This is a genomic window from Acidovorax delafieldii 2AN, assembly GCF_000175235.1.
Classification (GTDB): domain Bacteria; phylum Pseudomonadota; class Gammaproteobacteria; order Burkholderiales; family Burkholderiaceae_C; genus Acidovorax; species Acidovorax delafieldii_B.
Genome location: NZ_ACQT01000018.1, coordinates 17,156 through 38,646, shown reverse-complemented (window position 1 = coordinate 38,646; position 21,491 = coordinate 17,156). Strand labels below are relative to the sequence as shown.

Sequence of the window (21,491 nt, the reverse complement as noted above, 5' to 3'; positions counted from 1 at the left end):
GGGCAGCGATGCCGCGTCTTCCACCGGGTATTCGACAAACCCGGGTTCGAGCACATCCAGGCCCTGCGTGGTGTGCCAGTGCCGCACCACGTCCGGAATGCCGTCCTGCGCGGGTACGGGCTCGACCTCCAGCGCGCCCATCAGGTCGTGTCCGGCGGCGGCCAGCAGCTCGAACTCGTCGTCGGGGCTGCAGCCGCGCTCGCGTGCGAGGCGCTCGCGGTTGTGGCCCTCGGGCAGCAGGTTCTGAAAATACACCGGCCAGCGCCCATCGGTGCGCACCAACCGCGCGTCGCGGGCCGAAGCCAGGATCTGCTGCGTGGCCGCCTCATCGGCGCCCTGGTAGCTCAGCGAGAGGGTCGGGCGTTCGGGGTTGCGAATGTAGCTCTCGTCAAACGACACGCGCAGGATGTCACCGTATTGCGAAAGGTAGCCAATGGCCTCGCGCCCGCCCCCGGCGCTGCTGGGGCGGTGCAGATAGCAGCGCAGGTAGCGGATGGCGGTGCTCATGGTGTGCTTCGACGGGCCTGCGCGTCAGCCGCCCACCCTCAGCTTGTCGACCACGGAGGGCGGGGCGTCGGCCCCTTGGGGCTGGCCCAGGAACTTGCCGCCCGACTGAACGAACGCCTGCAGGCTGGGGCGCAGGCTGCTGGGCACGGCCATCAGATCCATGCCCAGCACCCGGGCCATTTCCGCCAGAGTGGAGAAACGCGGGTCAAGCTCCCCACCTTCGGTGCGCTGCACCGTCATGCGGGACAGACCGGCCCTCTCGGCCAGTTGGGCCTGGGTGAGTCCGGCGGCCTTGCGTGCCAGCGCCAAGCTGGCAATGAGATCATGTGACATGATCACTAATATACTCTTTTTAAATAAAAAGCATATGTTGTGTGTCAATTAGTGAAAAAAAGCCGCCCGAAGGGCGGCTGCAAATGCTATGCCTTGGAGAGCTTCGCGTGTCGTGTAGGTTCAGGCAAACGTGTTGAGCTGGGTGCCCAGCGTGCCTGAGGTGGCCAGCGGCGGCTGGGGCAGTGCCTGCAGCAGGGTGGCTGCTGCGCTGGCCTGGGTGTCGAGGGCCTTCTTCAGCACGGTGACCTGCACGGCATCGGCGGTTTCGCGGCTGGCCATGGCTGTGGCGGTCTTGACGATGCTGTTGGTGAGTGCGACATCCATGGCGGTTCCTTGAGGGTGATGGTGCTATATCGGCGTGTTGCCGGCTTGGCTTGAGTGCTGTTACACGCGCCCCTGCCGGTGCGGTGCCGCACGGATGAACTCAGAGGGTGGTGCTTATTCAAGCGCCGGCACGCCCAGGGCCATGCACGAGGCCAGATCGGAGTCCGGGCTGCCGGGCAACTGGCGCGCCGCATCCCGCAGCGCTGACCGCAGGCCTTCTTCCAGGACCGGATGGTAGAAGGGCATGCCAAGCATCTCGTGCACGGTGAGTTTGCGGTGTACGGCCAGGGCCAGCAGGTGGGCGAGGTGTTCGCCGTCGGGCGCGCACATCTCGGCACCCAGCAGGCGGCCCGTGCTGCGGTCGGCGTGCACGTGCAAAAGCCCCCGGTTGCGCAGGGCCGCACGGGCACGGCCCTGGTCCTCGAAACTGGCGGCCCCCGTGGCAACTTCGGCTGCCTCAAGGCCGGCCAGCGGCTTCCCCACCACGGCTACCTGGGGGTCGCAAAACACGATGGACAGGGGCGTGCGGCGCTGAAAGCGTGTGGGTGTTTCGGCCAGGGCGTTCATCCCCGCGATATGGCCTTCGTCGGTGGCCTCGTGCAGCAGCGGCACCTGGGCATTGGCATCGCCCGCGAGGTACACGGGCAAATTGCCGATCTGCAGCGTCTGCGGATTGACGGCGGGCATACCATGCGGATCGAGCGGTTCGCCCAGGTTCTCGAGGCCCAGGCACTCGATGTTGGGCACCCGGCCCATGGCCGCGATGACCTGGTCCACCACCACGCGGTTGGGGCCACTGCGCACTTCAATGCCGCCGGGCACTTCGCGCAGATCGGCCGGAGCGCCTGTGTGCAACACCACATCTTCCTTGAGCACGGCCATCAGTTCTGCATTGAGGGCGGGGTCCTTCAGGCCGGCGACGGTGTCGTCCGTGGTGAAGGCGGCCACTTCCAGGCCCAGGCGGGCCAGCGCCTGCGCGATTTCAACCCCAACGGCGCCCATGCCGATCACGGCCACGCGCGGGCCCAGCGTGGGCTGCTCGAACAGGGTGTCGGTGGTGAGCATGCGCTCGCCAAAGGCCAGCCACGCGTCGGGCACGCGGGGGCGGGAGCCGGTGGCGATGATGATGCTGCGGGTGCTGTGCCTTCTGCCGTCGATGTCTACGGTGTGCGGGTCCAGCACGGTGGCCCGGCCCGTGATGCAGGCGGGGCCCAGCCGGGAGGTCGCCTGGCGCGCACCTTTGGCAAATCCGTCGCGCAGTTTGCGCACGCGTTCGAGCACGGCGGCGATGTCGGCCTCCACGGTATCGGCGCCGCGCAAACCGAAATCGGCAAAGGCGTGGCGGCGGTGGAAAGCGTTGGCCGCCTCGATCAGCGCCTTGGAGGGCATGCAGCCCACGCGCGCGCAGGTGGTGCCCCAGGGGCCTTCATTGACGATGAGAAAGCGGTCGGTGCGCTTTCGCACTTCGCGCAGGGCAGCCAGGCCCGCTGTGCCTGCGCCGATGATGAGGGTGTCGAGCGGCTGGCTCATGCAATGCCTCCTCGGGCCGGAAAAAGCCGCAGTCTGCCCCGCAAGTGCCGGTTTCGCTGTAGGCGCGCAGGCCTTTTGCGTGGCAGCCTGTGCCATCCATGTTCACCAACGACCCGGGGGCAGGGCCCGTGGTGACCAGACGATGGTGGAAGGTGGGCACCTGGCCCTGCTCAGAGGGTGGCTGCGTCCGTCCACCCCACGCGGCCCTGGCCCTGGTCGTTGATGCGCTGCATGAAGGCAGCGGCTTGCGCCTCGGGCAGGCGCATCTGCAGGGTGACGAGCGAGCCGTGCTGCACGTCCACCAGCGCAGCGCCGGCCGCTTCAATTTCGCGACGCAGCAGGCCTTCGAGCGCATACGGAACCAGGCACTGCAGCGTAGCCATGCGCTGAAGCTGTACCTTGGGGGCTGCGATCAGGGCCTGCGCCACGCAGTCGGTGTAGGCGCGCACGAGCCCCCCCGCACCCAGCTTGACGCCGCCGAAGTAGCGCACCACGGTGGCCAGTACGCCTTCGAGATCCTGGTGGCGCAGCACGTCGAGCATGGGGCGGCCCGCGGTGCCGCCCGGCTCGCCGTCGTCCACGGCAGCCGATTGCCCGCCGGCCAGCAAGGCCCAGCAGATGTGGGCGGCGCCCGGGTGCTGCTTCCAGAGCGCATCCACGTGCGCCTGGGCGCTGGCGCGGTCGGCCATGGGTTGCACGCAGCCGATGAAGCGGCTTTTCTTGATGACGATTTCGCTGTGAACGGGCGCGGCCAGGGTCTGAGGCATGGGGCGCGAGCTTAACCCGCCGCGGTGGAGAATTCCGCCGCGCGGGTGCACCTGCTGCGGGGTTGGCGCGTTGGGTGTGGAATGCGTTGCACAGCGCTGGCGGGCTTTGGCCCAAAAGCAGTCCCTGTACCGCAGAGACTCCACCGTTGAAGGAACCACCATGGCCGACCCTGTTGTGACCGCTGCGCTGCCCAAAGCCCTCTCCAGCCATGTCTTCGGCCGCTTCGGTAGCCCGGCCGAGACGGCGGTGCGTGCGGCAGCGCCTTCCGCACCTGCCGGCAGTGCAGCGTGTGCACCATCTGCCGGGGCAGAAGAGGCGTCGTTTCCCGATCTTGCGCAGCGCGTGCGGGAGGCGGGGGAGTGGTAGCAGGCCCGAAGATCGGGCTGGTGCCCGGCCTGCGGGGCGGTTCCGTACGCCAATTGCCTGGGGCTTTAGGGCAAGGCTGCGCCTTGTAACGCGGTGATCACCATCTCGCACGGCCCTGTGGGTATGTCGGCCCGTGGGCTGGGGCCGTACCGCTAACGCGGTCAGATCGATCAGAGCTTGAGCGACCAGGTCTCTCCCACGAGGCTCTGGCCAAACCCTTCATAAGCTTCGGATTTTTCCAGGCGGAAGCCGCGCCGGGCGTAGATGCTGCGCGCCGTGGTCAGGCAGCTGTTGGTCCAGAGCACCATTTTTCGGTAGCCCTTGGCACGTGCAAAGGCGATGCACTCGTCCGTCAGTCGGGCGCCCAGCCCCAGGCCGCGCGCCTGGGGTGAGAGGATGAGCATCCGCAACTGCGCGGTGGTGGCGGATTTGCGCACCACGAACACGGCACCCACGCGCTCGCCCCCCAGCTCGGCAATCCAGGCCTTTTCCCAGGCGGGCTGAAACTTGCGCACAAACTGCGCGGCAATATCGGCCACCAGGGCTTCGAAGCGGCTGTCCCACCCGTATTCGCGCCAGTAGATCTCGCCATGCTGCTGTACCACCCAGCCGATATCGCCCGGCTGCAGATCGCGCAGCACCGCCAGGCGGGTGGGGGCTTGGGCGGCATGCGCAGGGTCGAGCAAGGCTTCGATGCGTTCCATTGCCGCCACCAGCTCCTGCTGGTGGGCCGGCGGCAGGGGCGCGAGCAGCGCTGCGGCCTCGTCGCGCGAGCGCTGCTGCAGAGGCTCGAAGGTGTCACGCCCCTCGGGGGTGAGGGCCAGCACGCTCTGGCGGGCGTCCCGGGGGCTGGCGCTGCGCCGCAGCCAGCCCGCCGCTTCAAACCGCCGAAGAATGCGGCTGAGGTAGCCGCCGTCCAGCCCCAGGTCGCGGGCCAGTTCGCTGGCAACGGGGGTCTTGCGGTGCGCCAGCTCGTACAGCACGCGCACCTCGGTCAGTGACAGCGGGCTGCCCAGGTAGGGCGCCAACACGCCCGCGCGGCGCGTGAAAAAGCGGTTGAACCGCCGCACGGCCTTCACGGCGGCAGCCGAGGGCGGGTGGTGTGGGGCAGAGGGGTTGGGTGGCGTGTTCATGCCTGCCAATGTCATGTAAATGGTTGACAAAAGCAAGTATCTGCGACCGCCATGCATGCCCTTGCCTGAGAGAGGGCAAGCACCCAAAGGGCGACAAAAACGGGCTGCCGCCTTAAAATGGCCGGTTACCCACCACGACCGCGCCTACCATGCCCATGGGCGGCCGCACCCGCATGAACGCCCCCGTTGACGTCTCTTTTTTCACGCGCGCCGCCAAGCCGCTGACCAGCTATCGCCCGTACTGGGCCAAGCGCTTTGGCAATGCCCCGTTTCTGCCGATGAGCCGCGCCGAAATGGAACAGCTGGGCTGGGACAGCTGCGACGTGGTGCTGGTTACGGGCGACGCCTACATCGACCACCCCAGCTTCGGCATGGCCGTGATCGGGCGCACGCTGGAGGCGCAGGGCTTTCGCGTGGGCATCATCGCCCAGCCCGACTGGCAGAGCGCCGAGCCGTTCAAGGCGCTGGGCAAGCCCAACCTGTTCTGGGGCGTCACGGCCGGGAACATGGATTCGATGATCAACCGCTACACGGCCGATCGCAAGATCCGCAGTGACGATGCCTACACCCCCGGCGACGTGGCGGGCAAGCGCCCCGACCGCGCCGCCATCGTCTACAGCCAGCGCTGCCGCGAGGCCTACAAGGATGTGCCCATTGTGCTGGGAGGCATCGAAGGCAGCCTGCGCCGCATTGCCCATTACGACTACTGGAGCGACAAGGTGCGCCGCTCCATCGTGGTGGATGCCAAGTGCGACCTATTGCTGTACGGCAATGCCGAGCGCGCCCTGGTCGAGGTGGCCCACCGCATCGCCGCACGCGAGCCAATCGAGCAGATTACCGACGTGCGGGGCACGGCCTTTGTGCGCCGCACCACCCCTGAGGGCTGGTTCGAAATCGATTCCAGCAGCGTCGATCTGCCCGGCCGCGTGGACGAGCACATCAACCCCTACCAGACCACCAGCGAACAGGCTGCGGGGCAGGGCAGCAGTTGCAGCAAGGAAGATGCTTCTGTTTCAATAGCTGCTGACGCAGACACAGCAAGCGCGGCAGGCCAAAAAGACGCAAAAACGGCGAGTGCAACCCACGCGCTCACCTTCGTGCCCAACCCGGCCCTGCAGGGCAAGCACAAGGGCCCGCCGCGCGAGCGCACCGTGATCCGGCTGCCCAGCTACGAGCAGGTCAAGAGCGACCCGGTGCTCTATGCCCACGCCAACCGCGTGCTGCACCTCGAAACCAACCCCGGCAACGCCCGCGCGCTCGTTCAGGCGCACGGCGAGGGTGCCACGGCGCGCGACGTGTGGCTCAACCCTCCGCCCATTCCGCTCACCACGGCGGAGATGGACCACATCTTCGACCTGCCCTACGCCCGCAACCCGCACCCACGCTATGCCGACGAGCGTGGCCGCTACGACGGCGCCACCAAGATTCCGGCGTGGGAGATGATCCGCTTCTCTATCAACATCATGCGCGGCTGCTTTGGCGGCTGCACCTTCTGCTCGATCACCGAGCACGAGGGGCGCATCATCCAGAGCCGCTCCGAAGATTCCATCATCCGCGAGATCGAGGACATCCGCGACAAGGTGCAGGGCTTCACTGGCACCATCTCCGACCTGGGCGGCCCCACGGCCAACATGTACCGGCTGGGCTGCCGCTCGCCCGAGATCGAGGCCGCCTGCCGCAAGCCGAGCTGCGTCTACCCCGGCATCTGCCAGAACCTCACCACCAACCACGATCCGCTCATCAAGATCTACCGCCGCGGCCGGGCGATCAAGGGCGTGAAGAAGATCCTGATCGGCTCGGGCCTGCGCTACGACCTGGCCATCCAGTCCCCCGAATATGTCAAGGAACTGGTGCAGCACCACGTGGGTGGCTACCTGAAGATCGCGCCCGAGCACACCGAATCCGGCCCGCTCACCAAGATGATGAAGCCGGGCATCGGCAACTACGACAAGTTCAAGACGCTGTTCGAGAAGTTCACCGCTGAAGCGGGCAAGAAGCAGTTCCTCATCCCCTATTTCATCGCGGCCCACCCTGGCACCAGCGACGAAGACATGATGAACCTTGCCATCTGGCTCAAGAAAAATGGCTTTCGCGCCGACCAGGTGCAGGCTTTCTACCCCAGCCCCATGGCCAGCGCCACGGCGATGTACCACTCGGGCAAGAACCCGCTGCGCAAGATCACGCGCGACAGCGAGGAGGTACCCATCGTGCGCGGCGAGAAACGCAGGCGCCTGCACAAGGCCTTTCTGCGCTACCACGATCCGAACAACTGGCCGCTGCTGCGCGAGGCGCTCAAGGCCATGGGCCGCGCCGACCTGATCGGCAATGGCAAGCACCACCTGATCCCCACCTTCCAGCCGGTGACTGGCGGGTGCTACGAGAGCGCGCGGCGCAAGAACTCCACGCCTGCCGAGGCCAAGTCTGCGGTGCCCGTCCAGCCCCAGAAGGGCCGCGTGCTGACCCAGCACACCGGCCTTCCGCCCCGCGCCACCGGGGCAGCCAAGCCGGGCAGCCGCAGGCCGCGCTGACGCAGCCGCCTCCGGCGCCGCAAACGTTGCTATCAAAAATGGAGCAGGAGGCGCTTGGTGGGCGAGCGCTGCAGGCGGGTTTTTCTCAGTGGGGCTGGCAATCACCGGGACAATTCAGTCCAGTCCAGTCCAGTCCAGTCCAGTCCAGTCCAGTCCAGTCCAGTCCAGCCCAGCCCAGCCGAGTTCCGGGCCCGGCTTTCAATCCCGGATTGTTTTTCGAAGTCGGTGCGGGCCGGGTTCGGTGGCGGCCTCCCTCCCGCCGCACGCGCTGCGGTGAACTGCTAGCATTCAGGCGCGATGCGTCTTCTTTCTCCTCCCTCTTTCTGCTGATTCAGGGCCGCCCCCCGGGTGGCTCAGCGGACTGTGCTGCCAGCGGCGGCACGGCTTGAACGCGCGCGTGTGGCCTGAGCGGCCTGCACGCGCGGAACGGGAGAAATTGCATGAAAAATTCAAAGGCCGCCCTGGCATGGGGCGGTGTGTTGTTGGCTGGATCGCTGTGGGGTGGAGGTGCCCTGGTAGCCCAGCAATTGCTGGATGCGGGCATGGCGCCCGCCAGCCTGGCGCTGGCGCGGTTCGCCCTGGGGCTGCCGCTCCTGTTGCTTGGAGCGTTGTGGTCCGGGCGCTCGGCGGCGCAGGCCCAGGACCGCGGTGCCTGGCCCCGGCTTCCATGGCGCGTGAAGGGGCTGATGGCTGGCACGGGAGCGGCCATGGCCCTGAGCGTCGGTTGCTGGTTCGTGGCCATCACCCACGTGGGCGCGGCGCTGGCCACGGTGATCTCGATCTGTTGCGCCCCTGTGCTGGTGACTGCAGTGTCCCTGCTGCGGGGCTACGAGCGCGCCACCGTGCCGCTGCTCACGGGCCTGGCGGCTGCGCTGATGGGCTCCGCCCTGGTGGTGGCACCAGTGGGTGGCCAAGACTTGGCTGTGGGGCAGTGGCGAGGGGTGATGTGGTCGCTCGGTTCGGCGGCGGCGTACACCCTGGTCGTGCTGGGCAACGCGCGCATGCCGCAGGCGGTGTCGCCGTTGGCTGCGTCAGCCTGGGGGATGGCTGCCGCCACCTTGTGCACCGCTGCGGTAGCCTGCTATCAGGGCGTGACCTGGCCCCGGGGGGCGTGGCAGTGGGCGGGGGCCGGGTACACGGGCGTCGTCACCACGGCCATCGCCTATGTCATTTTTGCCTGGAGCGCCCGGCGTTTGGGGCCCACGGCCGTCGTGACCGCCACGCTGGTGGAGCCTTTGGTTGCCATCGTGCTGGCGGTGGCGCTGCTGGGCGAAAGCATGGGCATGCGGCAACTCGTGGGGGCTGGCCTGCTGTGCGCGAGCATAGTGGGCCTTTCGCGCCAGCGGTGAACGCAGCCGCGGGCACCCGCCAATCCCATGGCTGATGGGTGCGGCCCTGGCAGGAGCCTGACCTTGGCCTCGCGCCTGCCTTCACCACCGTGCTCCAGGCATGGCCCCGTTCCGTCTGGCTGTGACGGCCCGGCGGTGGCGCTGGCAGAAGTTGGGGCGAAGCTGCAGTGCTTCATGTGCTCGGTGCAGCCGTTTCAGTGCCTTCGCTCGCGCCCTCGGCGTGACGCAGGATGCTGCGGGGTGTGCAGGACCAGGCCATGCCCGGCCGCGCCACCCCGTGGCCGGTGGCGCAGCACCCCGACGCGACGGAGCGAGGGTGCGGCCGCGCCCAGTGCATCGCGCCTGCTCAGGTGTCTGCCGCGTGGGTGCCCACCGTGACCGAAGGGGAGGCGGCGGCGGCGGGTGGCGCGATCAGGTCCTCGATGACGAACGTCCGGTAATAGAAGGCCGCAACGGCGCCTTCGGCTGCCAGTGCATGGGCCACCTGAGCGGGGTCGTCCTTGTCGTTCATGCGCAGCAGCAACCCGTGGTGGCCGGTGGCGGCCAGATCGGCCATGCGCCGCACGATGTCGCCCTCAGCGCCCACCGACGGCAGCGGGGTGTCGGCGGTGCCCAGTGTCTGCACGATTTCCTGCAGGATGGCCTCAGGCGACGCATAGCAGGTGTCGCCGGTGACGTTCGCCTGCTGCAGAGCGGTCGCCGCCTGGCGCACGCAGTCTTCGTCGGGAAACAGCGCGAACACATGCCCGGTGGGGTAGAAAACGCCGGCCATGCTGGTCATGGAAGAGTCAAGGATGAGGGATTTCATGGCATCTCCCGATGGTGTTGAGTCAATTCGCATTGAAACGGCATCGGCGCGGGGAGCGTGTAGTCCATCGGCCCATTTACACCTTAACCACGCGCGGGCGGCTTCTGGTGTTGATCCAGATTCTGGGTCTTATGCGATGGCAGTGCTCATGAATAAAGAGGTTGCAGCTATCAAAAAGTGAGTTTCGGAGCGCAGCTCAAGGCCTCGGGAGAAGTGCGTGCACGACAATCTCCACGTCGTCCAGCATCTGAAACGGCGTTGCCCGGCAGCCCAGCCATGGGTACACAAGGTCGGTTTCGGGTGGGCGGCCGTGGCTGCGGAGTGGTCCGCACTGGAGGGCGCTTTTCGGTGGCGGACTCGAGAGTGCAGAAGCCCTGACTGAGCCCTCGCGACGTGGGGTCCGCATCTGGGTGTCGGTACAGGGCCCAACCTTGGCGTCGAGCGCATGAGGGAGAGGGCCTGCTTGGCGGTTCAGGCGCAATGCCACGCATGAGGGTGCTGGACGGGTTGCTCCGGCGGCCGCCCATGCGGAGCCCGAAGCGGAAAAAAACGAGAGTGGCGGCGGGGCACGGACATTGGGGCTGTACGTGGACGACAGCGAGAAAGAGGTTGGGCGTGTCTGGGGGCGCACTCAGAGCACGCGTTCAGGAACTTCCGGGCGCGGGCCGGTCTCCCTTCCCGGGTCACCACCATTTGTTACGCTCCCTCTCCATGCACCGCAGAACTTCTTTGGCCGCCCTTGCGGGCCTGGCCGCCTTTCCGGGAGCTTTTATGACCACCTCGTTGAGCAGCGCGGCCACCGCCAGCGCGCTGGGGGCATTGAAACCGTCGCCCCGCATGCCGGTGCTTTTCGTGGGCCATGGCAGCCCCATGAACGCCATTGAAGACAACGCCTGGCGCCGCAGTTGGCAGTCCATGGGCGCGGAACTGCTGGCGCGCGCCGCGCAGCCGCAGCTCATTCTGTGTGTGTCTGCCCACTGGCTCACACGCGGCGGCTGGCAACTGACCGGCATGGCCCATCCCAAGACCATCCACGACTTTGGCGGCTTTCCGCAGGCGCTGTTCGACCAGCAGTACCCGGCCCCCGGTGCGCCGCAGGTGGCGCGCAGCTTGGCGGGCGAGCTGCGCTCACCCGCCACGGGCGGCCCGCTGGGCGTGGACGAAGGTGAATGGGGGCTGGACCATGGCACCTGGTCGGTGCTCAAGCCCATGTTTCCCAGGGCCGACATTCCGGTGCTGCAGCTGAGCATGGACTACAGCCGTGCCCCGGCCGAGCATTACAAGCTGGGCCAGCAGCTCAAGGGCCTGCGCGAACGTGGCGTGCTGATCGTGGGCAGCGGCAACGTGGTGCACAACCTGCGCGCCACGCGCCGTGGCACGGCGTCCAACGAGGCTTACGACTGGGCCACCGAGTTCGACACCGTGGTCCAGGAGCAGATCAAGAAAGGCCAACTGGCGGCCTTGCAGGACTTTCAAAAGCTGGGCGCCGTGGCCCGGCAGGCGCATCCTACCCATGAGCATTACCTGCCCCTGCTGTATGCCGCGGGTGCGGTGGAAGCCAGCGAAATGCCGCGCTTTTTCAACACCGGCTACCAATCCGCGTCGATTTCGATGCGGTCAGTGCTGTGGGGGTGATGTTGATTTGCTCTACTTCTGATAGCTTCTTACGACCGCCAATCCTGCGCTAGGGGCCTGAAAGTCTTGAGTCAGAGGGTGGGGCCGCCCGATGGGGGCGAACCATCTCCCGGGTTTCCAGCCAGCCCCAGCGTTCACGGTAACTCCGGGCCTTGGCCTCGAACAGCGGCAGATGGGGACACAGCGGATTGGGCCGCAAGATTCCGGCATACAGTTCTTTGAGGCCATACGGGGCGTACAGGGTTGGCGCATCTGTCGGCGCCTGTGCGCCGGGCTGCAGGCCCACGCAGGTGCAGGGCACCAGAAACCGATCAATACCCCGGCGCGCGGACTCGAGTGCGTCGTACGGGTAGCCGAACCAGTGCTCGTACCAGAGATGTACGCGCGCCTGGTTCTTTGCCTCCACGGTGACGAGCAGGTCGGCAAAGAGGGCGGTGACGCGGGCTTGCACCTTTTGTTCTGCCGCTTCGGACAGGTCTGACGCGTCGAAGTAGAACAGGTCGTAGTCCTTGATGTGCGCCGTGGGCGCAAACCCCGAGCGCAGATTCCAAACGGTTTGGAAGAGGCAGCCAGCCACAAGCCAGGCATCCGGCAGGCCCAGAAGCGGTAAACGCTCCAGAATGGCCGCGTTGTGCGGGTTCTGGAGCGCTTCGCTCGTGAATCGGCGCCGCAGCGCCGCTTCTTCAGTCAGATCAGATGACCTTGGCAATCGCCTGGCAGACGTAGTCGATGTTCTTGCTGTTGAGCGCAGCCACGCACATGCGGCCGGTGTCGGTGCCGTACACACCGAACTCGCTGCGCAGGCGCACCATCTGGTCCTTGGACAGGCCCGAATAGCTGAACATGCCGATCTGCGTGGTGATGAAGGACATGTCCTTGGTCACGCCGGCGGCCTTCAGGCCGTCCACCAGCTTCTGGCGCATGGCCTTGATGCGCACGCGCATCTCGCCCAGTTCCTTTTCCCACAGAGCGCGCAGCTCGGGGTTGCCCAGCACGGCGGCCACGATGGCACCACCATGGGTGGGTGGGTTGGAGTAGTTGGTGCGGATGGCGATTTTGAGCTGGCTCAGCACGCGGTCGGTTTCTTCCTTGGTGCTGCCCACCACGCTCAGGGCGCCCACGCGCTCGCCGTACAGGCTGAAGCTCTTGGAGAAGCTGGTGGACACGAAGATGTTCAGGCCGGCAGCCACGAACTTGGCGATCACGGCGCCATCTTCAGCGATACCGTAGCCAAAGCCCTGGTAGGCCATGTCCAGGAAGGCGGTGAGGTTGCGCTCCTTCACCACGGCAATGACCTGGTCCCACTGGGCAGGGGTGATGTCGTAGCCGGTGGGGTTATGGCAGCAGGCATGCAGCAGCACGATGGTGCCGGCTGCGGCGGCCTTCAGTTTGGCCAGCATGCCTTCGAAGTTGATGCCGCCCAGGCCGCCGTTGGCGCTCTGGTCGAAGTAGGGGTAGGTGTCCACCGGGAAGCCGGCGTTGGTGAACAGCGCGCGGTGGTTTTCCCAGCTGGGGTCGGAGATCAGCACGGTGGCGTTGGGGCTGATCTTTTTCAAGAAGTCGGCGCCGATCTTCAGGCCGCCGGTGCCGCCAATGGCCTGCACCGTGGCCACGCGGCCGCCCTTGACTACTTCAGAGTCAGCTCCGAACACGAGGCCCTTCACGGCGGCATCGTAGGCGGCAATACCGTCGATGGGCAGGTAGCCACGGGCGGTGGGCTTTTCCATCATGGTCTTTTCAGCGGCTTGCACGCACTGCAGCAGGGGCAGCTTGCCGTTGTCGTCGAAATAGACGCCCACGCCCAGGTTGACCTTGTTGGGGTTGGTGTCGGCGTTGAATTGCTCGTTGAGACCCAGGATGGGGGTCGCGGGGGGCCATTTCGACGGCGGTGAACAGAGACATGAAAATCCTTGAAAGGTTGTCAGTAGCGAAGAATCCGGGCGTGGTGTACTGTGCCAGGTTCCGCCGATTTTAACGGCCCGCCCACCGCCAACGTTGACCACGCCCATGCTGGAACTGACCGAAACCGCGCCATCCACGCCAGAGGGGGAGTTTGTTCGCTTTCCCGATTCGCCTTTTGAACTGTTCCAGCCGTACCCCCCGGCGGGCGACCAGCCCGAGGCCATCGACAAGCTGGTGGAGGGGCTGCGCGATGGCGAAACCTTTCAGACGCTTCTGGGCGTGACGGGCTCGGGCAAGACGTTCACCATGGCCAATGTGATCGCCCGCATGGGCCGCCCGGCCATCGTGTTCGCGCCCAACAAGACGCTGGCTGCACAGCTCTACAGCGAGTTCCGCGAGTTCTTCCCCAAGAACGCCGTCGAGTACTTCGTGAGCTACTACGACTACTACCAGCCCGAGGCCTACGTGCCGCAGCGTGACCTGTTCATCGAGAAGGACAGCGCGATCAACGAGCACATCGAGCAGATGCGGCTGTCCTGCACCAAGAGCCTGATGGAGCGGCGCGACGTGGTGATCGTGGCCACCGTGTCGGCCATCTACGGCATCGGCGAGCCCGAGAGCTACCACCGCATGGTGATGACGCTGCGCGTGGGCGACCAACTTGGCCAGCGCGACGTGATTGCCCAGCTGATCCGCATGCAGTACCAGCGCAACGAAGCCGATTTCTCGCGCGGCAAATTCCGTGTGCGCGGGGACACCATCGACGTGTTTCCGGCCGAACACTCGGAGCTGGCCATTCGCATTGAACTGTTTGACGACGAGATCGAGAGCCTGCAGCTCTTTGACCCGCTCACGGGCCGCGTCAAGCAGAAGATTCCGCGTTTTACCGTGTACCCCAGCAGCCACTACGTCACGCCGCGCGACAAGGTTCTGGCGGCGGTGGAGACCATCAAGATCGAACTGGCCGAGCGCCTGCAGCAATTGCTGGCCGAAGGCAAGCTGGTGGAGGCGCAGCGGCTCGAGCAACGCACGCGCTTTGATCTGGAGATGCTCAGCGAAGTGGGGCACTGCAAGGGCATCGAGAACTACACGCGCCACCTCTCAGGCTCGGCGCCGGGCGACCCGCCCAGCACGTTGACCGACTACATGCCCAAGGATTCGATCATGTTCCTGGACGAGAGCCACCAGATGATCGGGCAGCTCTCGGCCATGTACAACGGGGACCGTGCGCGCAAGACGACGCTGGTCGAATACGGCTTTCGACTGCCTTCGGCGCTGGACAACCGGCCGCTCAAGTTCGAGGAATTCGAGCAGCGCATGCGGCAGGTCATTTTCGTGTCGGCCACGCCAGCCGATTACGAGAAAACCCACGCTGGCCAGGTGGTGGACCAGGTGGTGCGCCCCACGGGCCTGGTGGACCCCGTGGTCGAAGTGCGCCCGGCCATGCATCAGGTGGATGACGTGCTGCAAGAAATACGCATTCGCGTCGAAAAGCATGAACGCGTACTCATTACCACGCTCACCAAGCGCATGGCCGAGCAGTTGACCGACTATCTGACCGACAACGGCGTGAAGGTGCGCTACCTGCACAGTGATGTGGACACCGTGGAGCGGGTGGAGATCATCCGTGACCTGCGGCTGGGCAGCTTCGATGTACTGGTGGGTATCAATCTGTTGCGCGAGGGCCTGGACATCCCTGAAGTGTCTCTGGTGGCGATTCTGGACGCTGACAAGGAAGGTTTTCTGCGCGCCGAGCGCAGCCTGATCCAGACCATTGGCCGCGCTGCCCGCAACCAGAACGGCCACGCCATCCTGTATGCCGACCGCATCACGGAGTCGATGAAGAAAGCCATGGGCGAGACGGAACGCCGGCGCCTCAAACAGATCGCATACAACGAAGCCCATGGAATCACGCCGCGCAGCATTGTCAAGCGGGTAAGAGACCTGATTGACGGTGTCTACAGCGAAAAAGCGGGCAAGGATGCGGAACGGCTGGAGCAAGAGGCCCTTCAGCGTGCCAAGGTGGAAGACATGTCCGAAAAAGACGTGGCGCGCGAGATCAAGCGGCTTGAAAAGCTCATGCTGGAACATGCGCGCAATCTGGAGTTTGAACAGGCAGCGCAGGTGCGCGACCAGCTCACGCGGCTCAAGGACCGGGCCTTCGGAGCACATGGCAGCGACTCGGTCTCGCTGTGACTAGGGTTATTGGGGAATAAGAAACTTTCCGGTTCGTTTGTGACCTGTTGGTTTTTTAACCCGACAAATTCAATAGGGATTTGTGATATACTCCCACAAAACACTCAACAAAAGAGCCCACGATGAAGGGCCCGTCCCAGAAGGCTGGGCGGGGTAAGGGCGGAGACGGTGGCAGGCTTGGCGCCAAGTACCAAGGCCTGCTGTTTTCCAATGAACAAGCCTAGACAAGGAGCTTGCGATGCGTCTCACAACCAAAGGCCGATTTGCGGTCACTGCCATGATCGACTTGGCGTTGCGCCAGAACAATGGTCCCGTCACGCTGGCTGCCATCAGCCAACGGCAGCAGATTTCGCTGTCCTACCTCGAGCAGCTATTCGGCAAACTGCGTCGCCATGAACTCGTCGAGTCCACCCGGGGGCCGGGCGGTGGCTACACCCTGGCCCGCAAAGCGGCTGACATCACCGTGGCCGACATCATCGTTTCGGTGGACGAGCCCATCGATGCGACCCAGTGCGGTGGCAAGGAGAACTGCCTGGGCGAGGCGGGGCGCTGCATGACCCACGAACTGTGGGCATCGCTCAACCAGCGCATGGTCGAGTTTCTTGATTCCGTCACGCTGCAAAAGCTGGTGGACGAGCAATTGGCCAAGGGCGTTCAGATTGAGGACAAGCCCGTGGCACGGCGTGCGATCTCGACCACCCCGGTCGTCAAGCCCATCCGCGTGAATGCGCCGAATTCGGTGTTCGCGCTGGGCAACGTGTTCGCCAAGTCCTGATCGGCGTACGCTTTCGTTGCGGCCCTGGGGCCGGCAGCGCCTTGACCGCATCCTGAATGTATTGCTTTTTGTTGCCAGCCAGAAACCCTTACTGAGCCAGCCATGGATATGACCCCGCATTTCCCCATCTATCTCGATTACGGTGCAACAACCCCGGTCGATCCGCGCGTCGTGGACGCCATGATCCCGTGGCTGCGCGAACATTTTGGCAATCCCGCGTCCCGCAGCCATGCCTGGGGCTGGGAAGCCGAAGAGGCCGTGGAAAAGGCCCGCGTGCAGGTGGCAGACCTGATCGGAGCCGATCCACGCGAAATTGTCTGGACCAGCGGAGCCACCGAGTCCATCAACCTCGCCTTGAAGGGCGCTGCCCATTTTTACCAAGGCAAGGGCAAGCACCTCATTACCCTCAAGACAGAGCACAAGGCCGTGCTGGACACCATGCGCGAACTCGAGCGCCAGGGCTTCGAGGTGACTTACCTGGACGTGCAGGAAGACGGTTTGGTGAACATGGAGGCCCTGAAGGCCGCCTTGCGAGCTGACACCATCCTGGTCAGCATCCTGTTTGTGAACAACGAGATTGGCGTGATCCAGGACATTCCGGCCATTGGCGCCCTGTGCCGCGAAAAAGGCATCCTGTTGCATGTGGATGCCGCGCAGGCCACGGGCCGGGTCGAAATCGACATGAGCAAGCTGCCCATCGATCTGATGAGCATGACCGCCCACAAGACCTACGGCCCCAAGGGCATCGGTGCGCTGTATGTGCGTCGCAAGCCCCGTGTGCGCCTGGAGGCGCAGATGCACGGCGGTGGACATGAGCGCGGCATGCGGTCCGGCACGTTGCCCACGCACCAGATCGTGGGCATGGGCGAGGCCTTCCGTATTGCCAAGGAAGAAATGGCCGAGGGCAACGCCAAGGCCAAGGCCCTGCAGCAGCGGCTGCTCGACGGCTTGAAGGATATCGAGCAAGTGTTCATCAACGGCAGCCTGGAGCACCGCGTGCCCCAGAACCTGAACATGAGTTTCAACTTCGTGGAAGGCGAATCCCTGATCATGGGTATCAAGGGCCTGGCCGTGTCCTCGGGCTCGGCTTGCACTTCGGCCAGCCTGGAACCCAGCTACGTCTTGCGCGCTTTGGGCCGAAGCGATGAGCTGGCCCATAGCAGCCTGCGCATGACCATTGGCCGGTTCACCACCGAAGAAGAGATCGACTATGCCATCGGCACCATCCGTGAAAACGTGGCCCGGTTGCGTGAACTCAGTCCTTTGTGGGAGATGTACAAGGACGGCATTGACATCAGCACCATCCAGTGGGCGGCGCATTGACAGCTTGAAGCATTGAAGAGGTACAGATCATGGCTTATTCAGACAAAGTGGTGGACCATTACGAGAACCCCCGTAACGTGGGTTCGTTCGACAAGGGTGACGAATCGGTGGGAACCGGCATGGTGGGTGCGCCCGCCTGCGGCGACGTGATGAAGCTGCAGATCAAGGTGAATCCTGAAACCGGCGTGATCGAGGACGCCCGGTTCAAGACCTATGGCTGCGGTTCTGCCATTGCGTCGTCGTCGCTGGTGACCGAGTGGGTCAAGGGCAAGACACTGGACGAGGCCGCAGCGCTCAAGAACAGCGAGATTGCCGAAGAACTGGCGCTGCCTCCTGTCAAGATCCATTGTTCCATCCTGGCCGAAGACGCGATCAAGGCCGCCGTCAACGACTACAAGGCCAAGCACAGCACTGCGGTGGCCGCAGCCTGACCATGGCCATCACGCTGACTGAAGCCGCCGCCCGGCACGTGACCCGCTACCTGGCGCGCAGAGGCAAGGGGCTCGGGGTGCGCCTTGGAGTGAAGACCACGGGGTGTTCAGGCCTGGCCTACAAGCTGGAATACGTGGATGACGCCGAGCCCGAAGACATCGTTTTCGAGAATCACGGTGTCAAGGTGCTGATCGATCCCAAGAGCCTTGCCTACATTGACGGCACCGAACTGGATTTTGTGCGGGAAGGCTTGAATGAGGGCTTCCGGTTCAACAATCCGAATGAGCGGGACCGCTGCGGCTGCGGAGAGAGCTTCCGCGTCTGAGGTTGCCCGGCTGCGCCGCTGCCAAACCGCCACCGCATTGCGTGATGGCGGTTTTTTATTGATTCGGTGGACCGAGTATGAATCTTCAATCCGACGACTTTGAACTCTTTGGCGTGCCTCTGCGCTTCGCGCAAGACCGGGCTGCGCTCGATGCGCGCTGGAAAGAGCTCCAGCGCGAGGCGCACCCCGACCGGTTTGCCGCGCAGGGTGCCGCGGCGCAGAGGGTGGCCATGCAATGGTCGGTGCGCATCAATGAGGCCTACCAGCGCTTGAAAGACCCGATGCGCCGCGCCGCCTACCTGTGCGAGTTGCATGGTGCCCCCATCCAGGCCGAAGACAACACCGCCATGCCCGCAGCCTTCCTGATGCAGCAGATGGAATGGCGCGAATCGCTGGAAGACGCGCATACGGCCTCTGAATTTGATGCCCTGGATGACGAGGTCGGCAAGGCGCGCGCCGACGCCCTGGCTCTTTGCGCGCGCTTGCTTGATGAGCAGGGCGACTATGCGGGCGCTGCGCGGCAGGTCAGAGCCCTCATGTTCATTGCGCGATTTGCGCAGGATATCGAACGCCGGCGGGATCAACTGGGACAATAGCGCTAGTTCCCCTCGCGCGGCGCTTTTCGCAGTACAGGGGTTTCACTCGTCGAACACAAGAATTTCATGGCGCTTTTGCAGATTTCCGAGCCAGGCCAGTCCCCCGACCCGCACCAGCGGCGCATCGCGGTCGGCATCGACCTGGGCACAACCCATTCCCTGGTGGCGGCCGTGCGCAACGGTGTGGCCGAGTGTCTGCCCGACGCACAGGGGCGCGTGCTGCTGCCGTCTGTGGTGCGCTACCTGGCGCAGGGTGGCCGGCAAATTGGCTACGAGGCGGTGGAGGCGCAGTCGAGCGATGCGCGCAACACCATCGCGTCGGCCAAACGTTTCATGGGCCGCGGGCTGCAGGACGTGGCACAAGCGGGGCAGCTGCCCTACGAGTTCGTCCAGAACCCGGCCCAGGGAGTGGGGGGCATGGTGGGGCTGGTGACGGCCGCAGGCGTGAAGTCGCCGGTGGAGATCAGCGCGGAAATTCTCGCCACGCTGCGCTACCGGGCCGAGGATACTTTCAACGACGACCTGTACGGTGCGGTGATCACCGTGCCGGCCTATTTCGACGACGCCCAGCGACAGGCAACCAAGGACGCCGCCCAGCTTGCTGGCATCCGTTTGCTGCGCCTGATCAACGAACCAACCGCGGCGGCCATTGCTTACGGTCTCGACAACGCCAGCGAGGGCGTCTATGCGGTCTATGACCTGGGCGGCGGCACATTCGACATCTCGGTGCTGCGGCTGACGCAGGGCGTCTTCGAAGTGATCGCCACAGGTGGGGACTCGGCCCTCGGAGGTGACGACTACGACGCGGCGCTGGCCAACTGGGTGCTCAAGCAGCAGGGGCGCACGGCCGAAACACCCGCCGACAAGGCCGCGATCCGCATGGCGGCACGGGCCTGCAAGGAGGCGCTGACTGCTTCTGAAATCGTAGCGTTCACTGCAGATATGGCAGGCGGTCGCCTGCATTTCGAGGTCAAAAGATCTGATTTTGACGCCGCGACTGCCGACCTGACTGCCCGCTCGATGGCGGCGGTGCGCCGTGTCTTGCGCGACGCCAAGCTTTCACGCGACGACGTGCAGGGCGTGGTCATGGTGGGCGGATCCACCCGCATGCCCCAGGTGCAGCGCGCGGTGGCTGAATTTTTTGGCAAGGAGCCGCTGACCAACCTCAACCCGGACGAGGTGGTGGCTTTGGGCGCTGCCATCCAGGCCAATCAGCTCGCGGGCAACAACACGGCGGGCGACTTGCTCCTGCTCGATGTGATTCCGCTGTCGCTGGGCATTGAGACCATGGGCGGCCTGGTCGAGCGTATCGTAGGCCGCAACGAGACCATTCCCACGGCCAAGGCGCAGGATTTCACCACCTACAAGGATGGCCAGACGGCCCTGGCCATCCACGTGGTGCAGGGCGAGCGCGATCTGGTTCAGGACTGCCGCAGTCTGGCCCGCTTCGAGTTGCGCGGCATCCCACCCATAGCGGCCGGGGCTGCGCGCATCCGCGTGACTTTCACCGTCGATGCCGATGGCCTGCTGAGCGTGAGCGCCCGTGAGCAGGGCAGTGGGGTCGAAGCCCGTATCGACGTGAAACCCTCCTACGGTCTGTCGGACGACCAGATCGCACGCATGCTGCAGGATGGCTTCGCGACCGCAGCGCAGGACATGCGCACCCGCGCCGTGGTGGAAGCACGGGTCGACGCTGACCGCATGCTGATGGCCACGCAAAGCGCGCTGGACGCGGACGGCGAGGTGCTGGAGCCCTCCGAGCGGGTTGCCATCGAAGTGCTGATGGCCGCCCTGAGCGCGCAGCGCGATGCCGACGACGCCGCAGCCATCGAGGCAGCGACGCAGGCACTGGCCAAAGGCACCGAGGCATTCGCGGCGCAGCGCATGAACCGCGGTATTCGCGAAGCCCTGGCGGGCAAGAACGTGCAGGCCCTGTAGCCCGCGCACCGTTTGTTCCGACCGATGTTTTGCCACCCAAAAGTGTCGTTCCCCAGCGCCGCGCGCGAAGCAGCCGGTGGCGGGGGAAAGTGGATCCGGCGGGGCGGGGCGCAATTGCCGCAGGCACGCTTGAAGCCTGTTCGAATTTGGTACAGCGCCGATCCGTTGCTCACCGCGATTCTTCGCTCCACATGGCAGTGGTGCCCGCGGCTGGCACCATCACGCGCACCTTCTGGTGTGATGGCCGTCAGCGGCGCCTCGTGGGACATCGTTTGAACAGGCGCCCATCCTTCTCTTTGTCGCTCACCAAGGCGTCCTATGCAATGGGATGCGCGGTCGAGCCCTGTCCTTGAAAACAGAGCCAATCCATGCCCGTCATCAAGATACTTCCCCACCCCGAATATTGCCCCGCCGGCGCAGAGATCACGGCACCTGCCGGCACTTCCATCTGCGAGGCGCTGCTGGAAAACCACATCAACATCGAGCATGCCTGCGACATGAGTTGTGCCTGCACCACCTGCCACGTGGTGGTGCGCTCGGGTATTGAGTCGCTCAATGAAGCCGAGGAAGAAGAGGAAGATCTTCTCGATCGCGCCTGGGGGCTCGAGCCCCAGTCGCGCCTGTCTTGCCAGGCCATCATTGCGCAGAAAGACCTGGTGGTTGAAATTCCGAAGTATTCAATCAACCACGCCAAGGAAAATCACTGAAGCACAGCGGTGAAGC

At 65.0% G+C, this 21,491-nt stretch carries 21 protein-coding genes and 1 pseudogene; 13 read left to right on the top strand and 9 right to left on the bottom strand.

The window, feature by feature from the left end:
• From ACDELDRAFT_RS05145 to ACDELDRAFT_RS05125, 5 genes are all read right to left on the bottom strand, one after another.
• Nucleotides 1-507 (bottom strand): HipA N-terminal domain-containing protein (locus tag ACDELDRAFT_RS05145; protein ID WP_005794137.1); only part of this gene is annotated, 507 nt, incomplete at its 3' end.
• Between the two features lie 24 nt (nt 508-531).
• Nucleotides 532-840: a helix-turn-helix transcriptional regulator gene (locus ACDELDRAFT_RS05140; RefSeq protein WP_005794136.1), complete on the bottom strand. Its 309-nt coding sequence runs from the start codon at nt 838-840 to the stop codon at nt 532-534.
• 120 nt (nt 841-960) lie between these two features.
• Nucleotides 961-1,164 carry a YjfB family protein gene (locus ACDELDRAFT_RS05135; protein WP_005794134.1) on the bottom strand — a complete coding sequence of 68 codons (204 nt, stop codon included), beginning with the start codon at nt 1,162-1,164 and terminating at the stop codon, nt 961-963.
• Between the two features lie 114 nt (nt 1,165-1,278).
• Entirely contained in the window at nt 1,279-2,694 is a 1,416-nt protein-coding gene (locus tag ACDELDRAFT_RS05130) for a dihydrolipoyl dehydrogenase (RefSeq protein WP_005794132.1), read from the bottom strand.
• A 170-nt stretch (nt 2,695-2,864) separates the two neighbouring features.
• Nucleotides 2,865-3,461, bottom strand: a complete 597-nt coding sequence (locus ACDELDRAFT_RS05125) for an IMPACT family protein (protein WP_005794131.1) — start codon at nt 3,459-3,461, stop codon at nt 2,865-2,867.
• Between the two features lie 160 nt (nt 3,462-3,621).
• Here ACDELDRAFT_RS05125 and ACDELDRAFT_RS23930 point away from each other — a divergent pair, with 160 nt between their 5' ends.
• On the top strand, nt 3,622-3,828 hold the full coding sequence (locus ACDELDRAFT_RS23930) for a hypothetical protein (protein WP_005794129.1): 207 nt from the start codon (nt 3,622-3,624) through the stop codon (nt 3,826-3,828).
• A gap of 170 nt (nt 3,829-3,998) precedes the next feature.
• Here the strand turns inward: ACDELDRAFT_RS23930 and ACDELDRAFT_RS05120 are convergent, their stop codons facing one another.
• Nucleotides 3,999-4,961, bottom strand: a complete 963-nt coding sequence (locus tag ACDELDRAFT_RS05120) for a bifunctional helix-turn-helix transcriptional regulator/GNAT family N-acetyltransferase (protein ID WP_050784129.1) — start codon at nt 4,959-4,961, stop codon at nt 3,999-4,001.
• 173 nt (nt 4,962-5,134) lie between these two features.
• Here ACDELDRAFT_RS05120 and ACDELDRAFT_RS05115 point away from each other — a divergent pair, with 173 nt between their 5' ends.
• Both ACDELDRAFT_RS05115 and ACDELDRAFT_RS05110 read left to right on the top strand, forming a co-directional pair.
• The gene (locus ACDELDRAFT_RS05115) at nt 5,135-7,489 is read left to right on the top strand and encodes a YgiQ family radical SAM protein (RefSeq protein WP_040328140.1); all 2,355 of its coding nucleotides are present in this window, start codon (nt 5,135-5,137) and stop codon (nt 7,487-7,489) included.
• 440 nt (nt 7,490-7,929) lie between these two features.
• A complete protein-coding gene (locus ACDELDRAFT_RS05110; RefSeq protein WP_005794122.1) occupies nt 7,930-8,838 on the top strand; it encodes a DMT family transporter in 909 nt (302 codons plus the stop codon).
• 346 nt (nt 8,839-9,184) lie between these two features.
• Here the strand turns inward: ACDELDRAFT_RS05110 and ACDELDRAFT_RS05105 are convergent, their stop codons facing one another.
• On the bottom strand, nt 9,185-9,646 hold the full coding sequence (locus tag ACDELDRAFT_RS05105; protein WP_005794118.1) for a hypothetical protein: 462 nt from the start codon (nt 9,644-9,646) through the stop codon (nt 9,185-9,187).
• On the opposite strand from ACDELDRAFT_RS05105, the gene ACDELDRAFT_RS24960 reads away from it, so the two are divergent.
• Together ACDELDRAFT_RS24960 and ygiD are read left to right on the top strand one after the other, a co-directional pair.
• Nucleotides 9,645-9,827 (top strand): hypothetical protein, encoded by a 183-nt coding sequence (locus ACDELDRAFT_RS24960; RefSeq protein ID WP_157764903.1) that lies wholly within the window; start codon nt 9,645-9,647, stop codon nt 9,825-9,827. The genes ACDELDRAFT_RS05105 and ACDELDRAFT_RS24960 overlap by 2 nt on opposite strands.
• A 548-nt stretch (nt 9,828-10,375) precedes the next feature.
• Nucleotides 10,376-11,281, top strand: a complete 906-nt coding sequence (gene ygiD, locus ACDELDRAFT_RS05100; RefSeq protein WP_040328132.1) for a 4,5-DOPA dioxygenase extradiol — start codon at nt 10,376-10,378, stop codon at nt 11,279-11,281.
• 49 nt (nt 11,282-11,330) lie between these two features.
• Here ygiD and ACDELDRAFT_RS05095 read toward each other — a convergent pair whose 3' ends face one another.
• Both ACDELDRAFT_RS05095 and ACDELDRAFT_RS05090 read right to left on the bottom strand, forming a co-directional pair.
• Nucleotides 11,331-11,990, bottom strand: a complete 660-nt coding sequence (locus ACDELDRAFT_RS05095; RefSeq protein WP_005794114.1) for a nucleotidyltransferase family protein — start codon at nt 11,988-11,990, stop codon at nt 11,331-11,333.
• A pseudogene (locus ACDELDRAFT_RS05090) lies at nt 11,974-13,183 on the bottom strand (amino acid aminotransferase). Before ACDELDRAFT_RS05090 ends, ACDELDRAFT_RS05095 begins: the two are co-directional and overlap by 17 nt.
• A 105-nt stretch (nt 13,184-13,288) precedes the next feature.
• Between ACDELDRAFT_RS05090 and uvrB the strand changes: the two are divergent.
• From uvrB to fdx, 8 genes are all read left to right on the top strand, one after another.
• Nucleotides 13,289-15,379, top strand: a complete 2,091-nt coding sequence (gene uvrB / locus ACDELDRAFT_RS05085) for an excinuclease ABC subunit UvrB (protein WP_005794109.1) — start codon at nt 13,289-13,291, stop codon at nt 15,377-15,379.
• 238 nt (nt 15,380-15,617) lie between these two features.
• The gene (gene iscR, locus ACDELDRAFT_RS05080) at nt 15,618-16,154 is read left to right on the top strand and encodes a Fe-S cluster assembly transcriptional regulator IscR (protein ID WP_005794107.1); all 537 of its coding nucleotides are present in this window, start codon (nt 15,618-15,620) and stop codon (nt 16,152-16,154) included.
• A 102-nt stretch (nt 16,155-16,256) separates the two neighbouring features.
• Nucleotides 16,257-17,477, top strand: a complete 1,221-nt coding sequence (locus ACDELDRAFT_RS05075) for an IscS subfamily cysteine desulfurase (protein ID WP_005794106.1) — start codon at nt 16,257-16,259, stop codon at nt 17,475-17,477.
• 29 nt (nt 17,478-17,506) lie between these two features.
• Nucleotides 17,507-17,908, top strand: coding sequence for a Fe-S cluster assembly scaffold IscU (gene iscU, locus ACDELDRAFT_RS05070; RefSeq protein ID WP_005794104.1), 402 nt, complete (start codon nt 17,507-17,509; stop codon nt 17,906-17,908).
• Nucleotides 17,909-17,910: 2 nt separating this feature from the next.
• Nucleotides 17,911-18,234 (top strand): iron-sulfur cluster assembly protein IscA, encoded by a 324-nt coding sequence (gene iscA / locus ACDELDRAFT_RS05065; RefSeq protein ID WP_005794103.1) that lies wholly within the window; start codon nt 17,911-17,913, stop codon nt 18,232-18,234.
• A 77-nt stretch (nt 18,235-18,311) separates the two neighbouring features.
• A complete protein-coding gene (hscB, locus tag ACDELDRAFT_RS05060; RefSeq protein ID WP_005794101.1) occupies nt 18,312-18,830 on the top strand; it encodes a Fe-S protein assembly co-chaperone HscB in 519 nt (172 codons plus the stop codon).
• Between the two features lie 66 nt (nt 18,831-18,896).
• Entirely contained in the window at nt 18,897-20,768 is a 1,872-nt protein-coding gene (hscA, locus tag ACDELDRAFT_RS05055) for a Fe-S protein assembly chaperone HscA (protein WP_005794100.1), read from the top strand.
• Between the two features lie 368 nt (nt 20,769-21,136).
• Nucleotides 21,137-21,475: an ISC system 2Fe-2S type ferredoxin gene (gene fdx / locus ACDELDRAFT_RS05050; RefSeq protein ID WP_005794099.1), complete on the top strand. Its 339-nt coding sequence runs from the start codon at nt 21,137-21,139 to the stop codon at nt 21,473-21,475.
• Nucleotides 21,476-21,491: the final 16 nt, after the last annotated feature.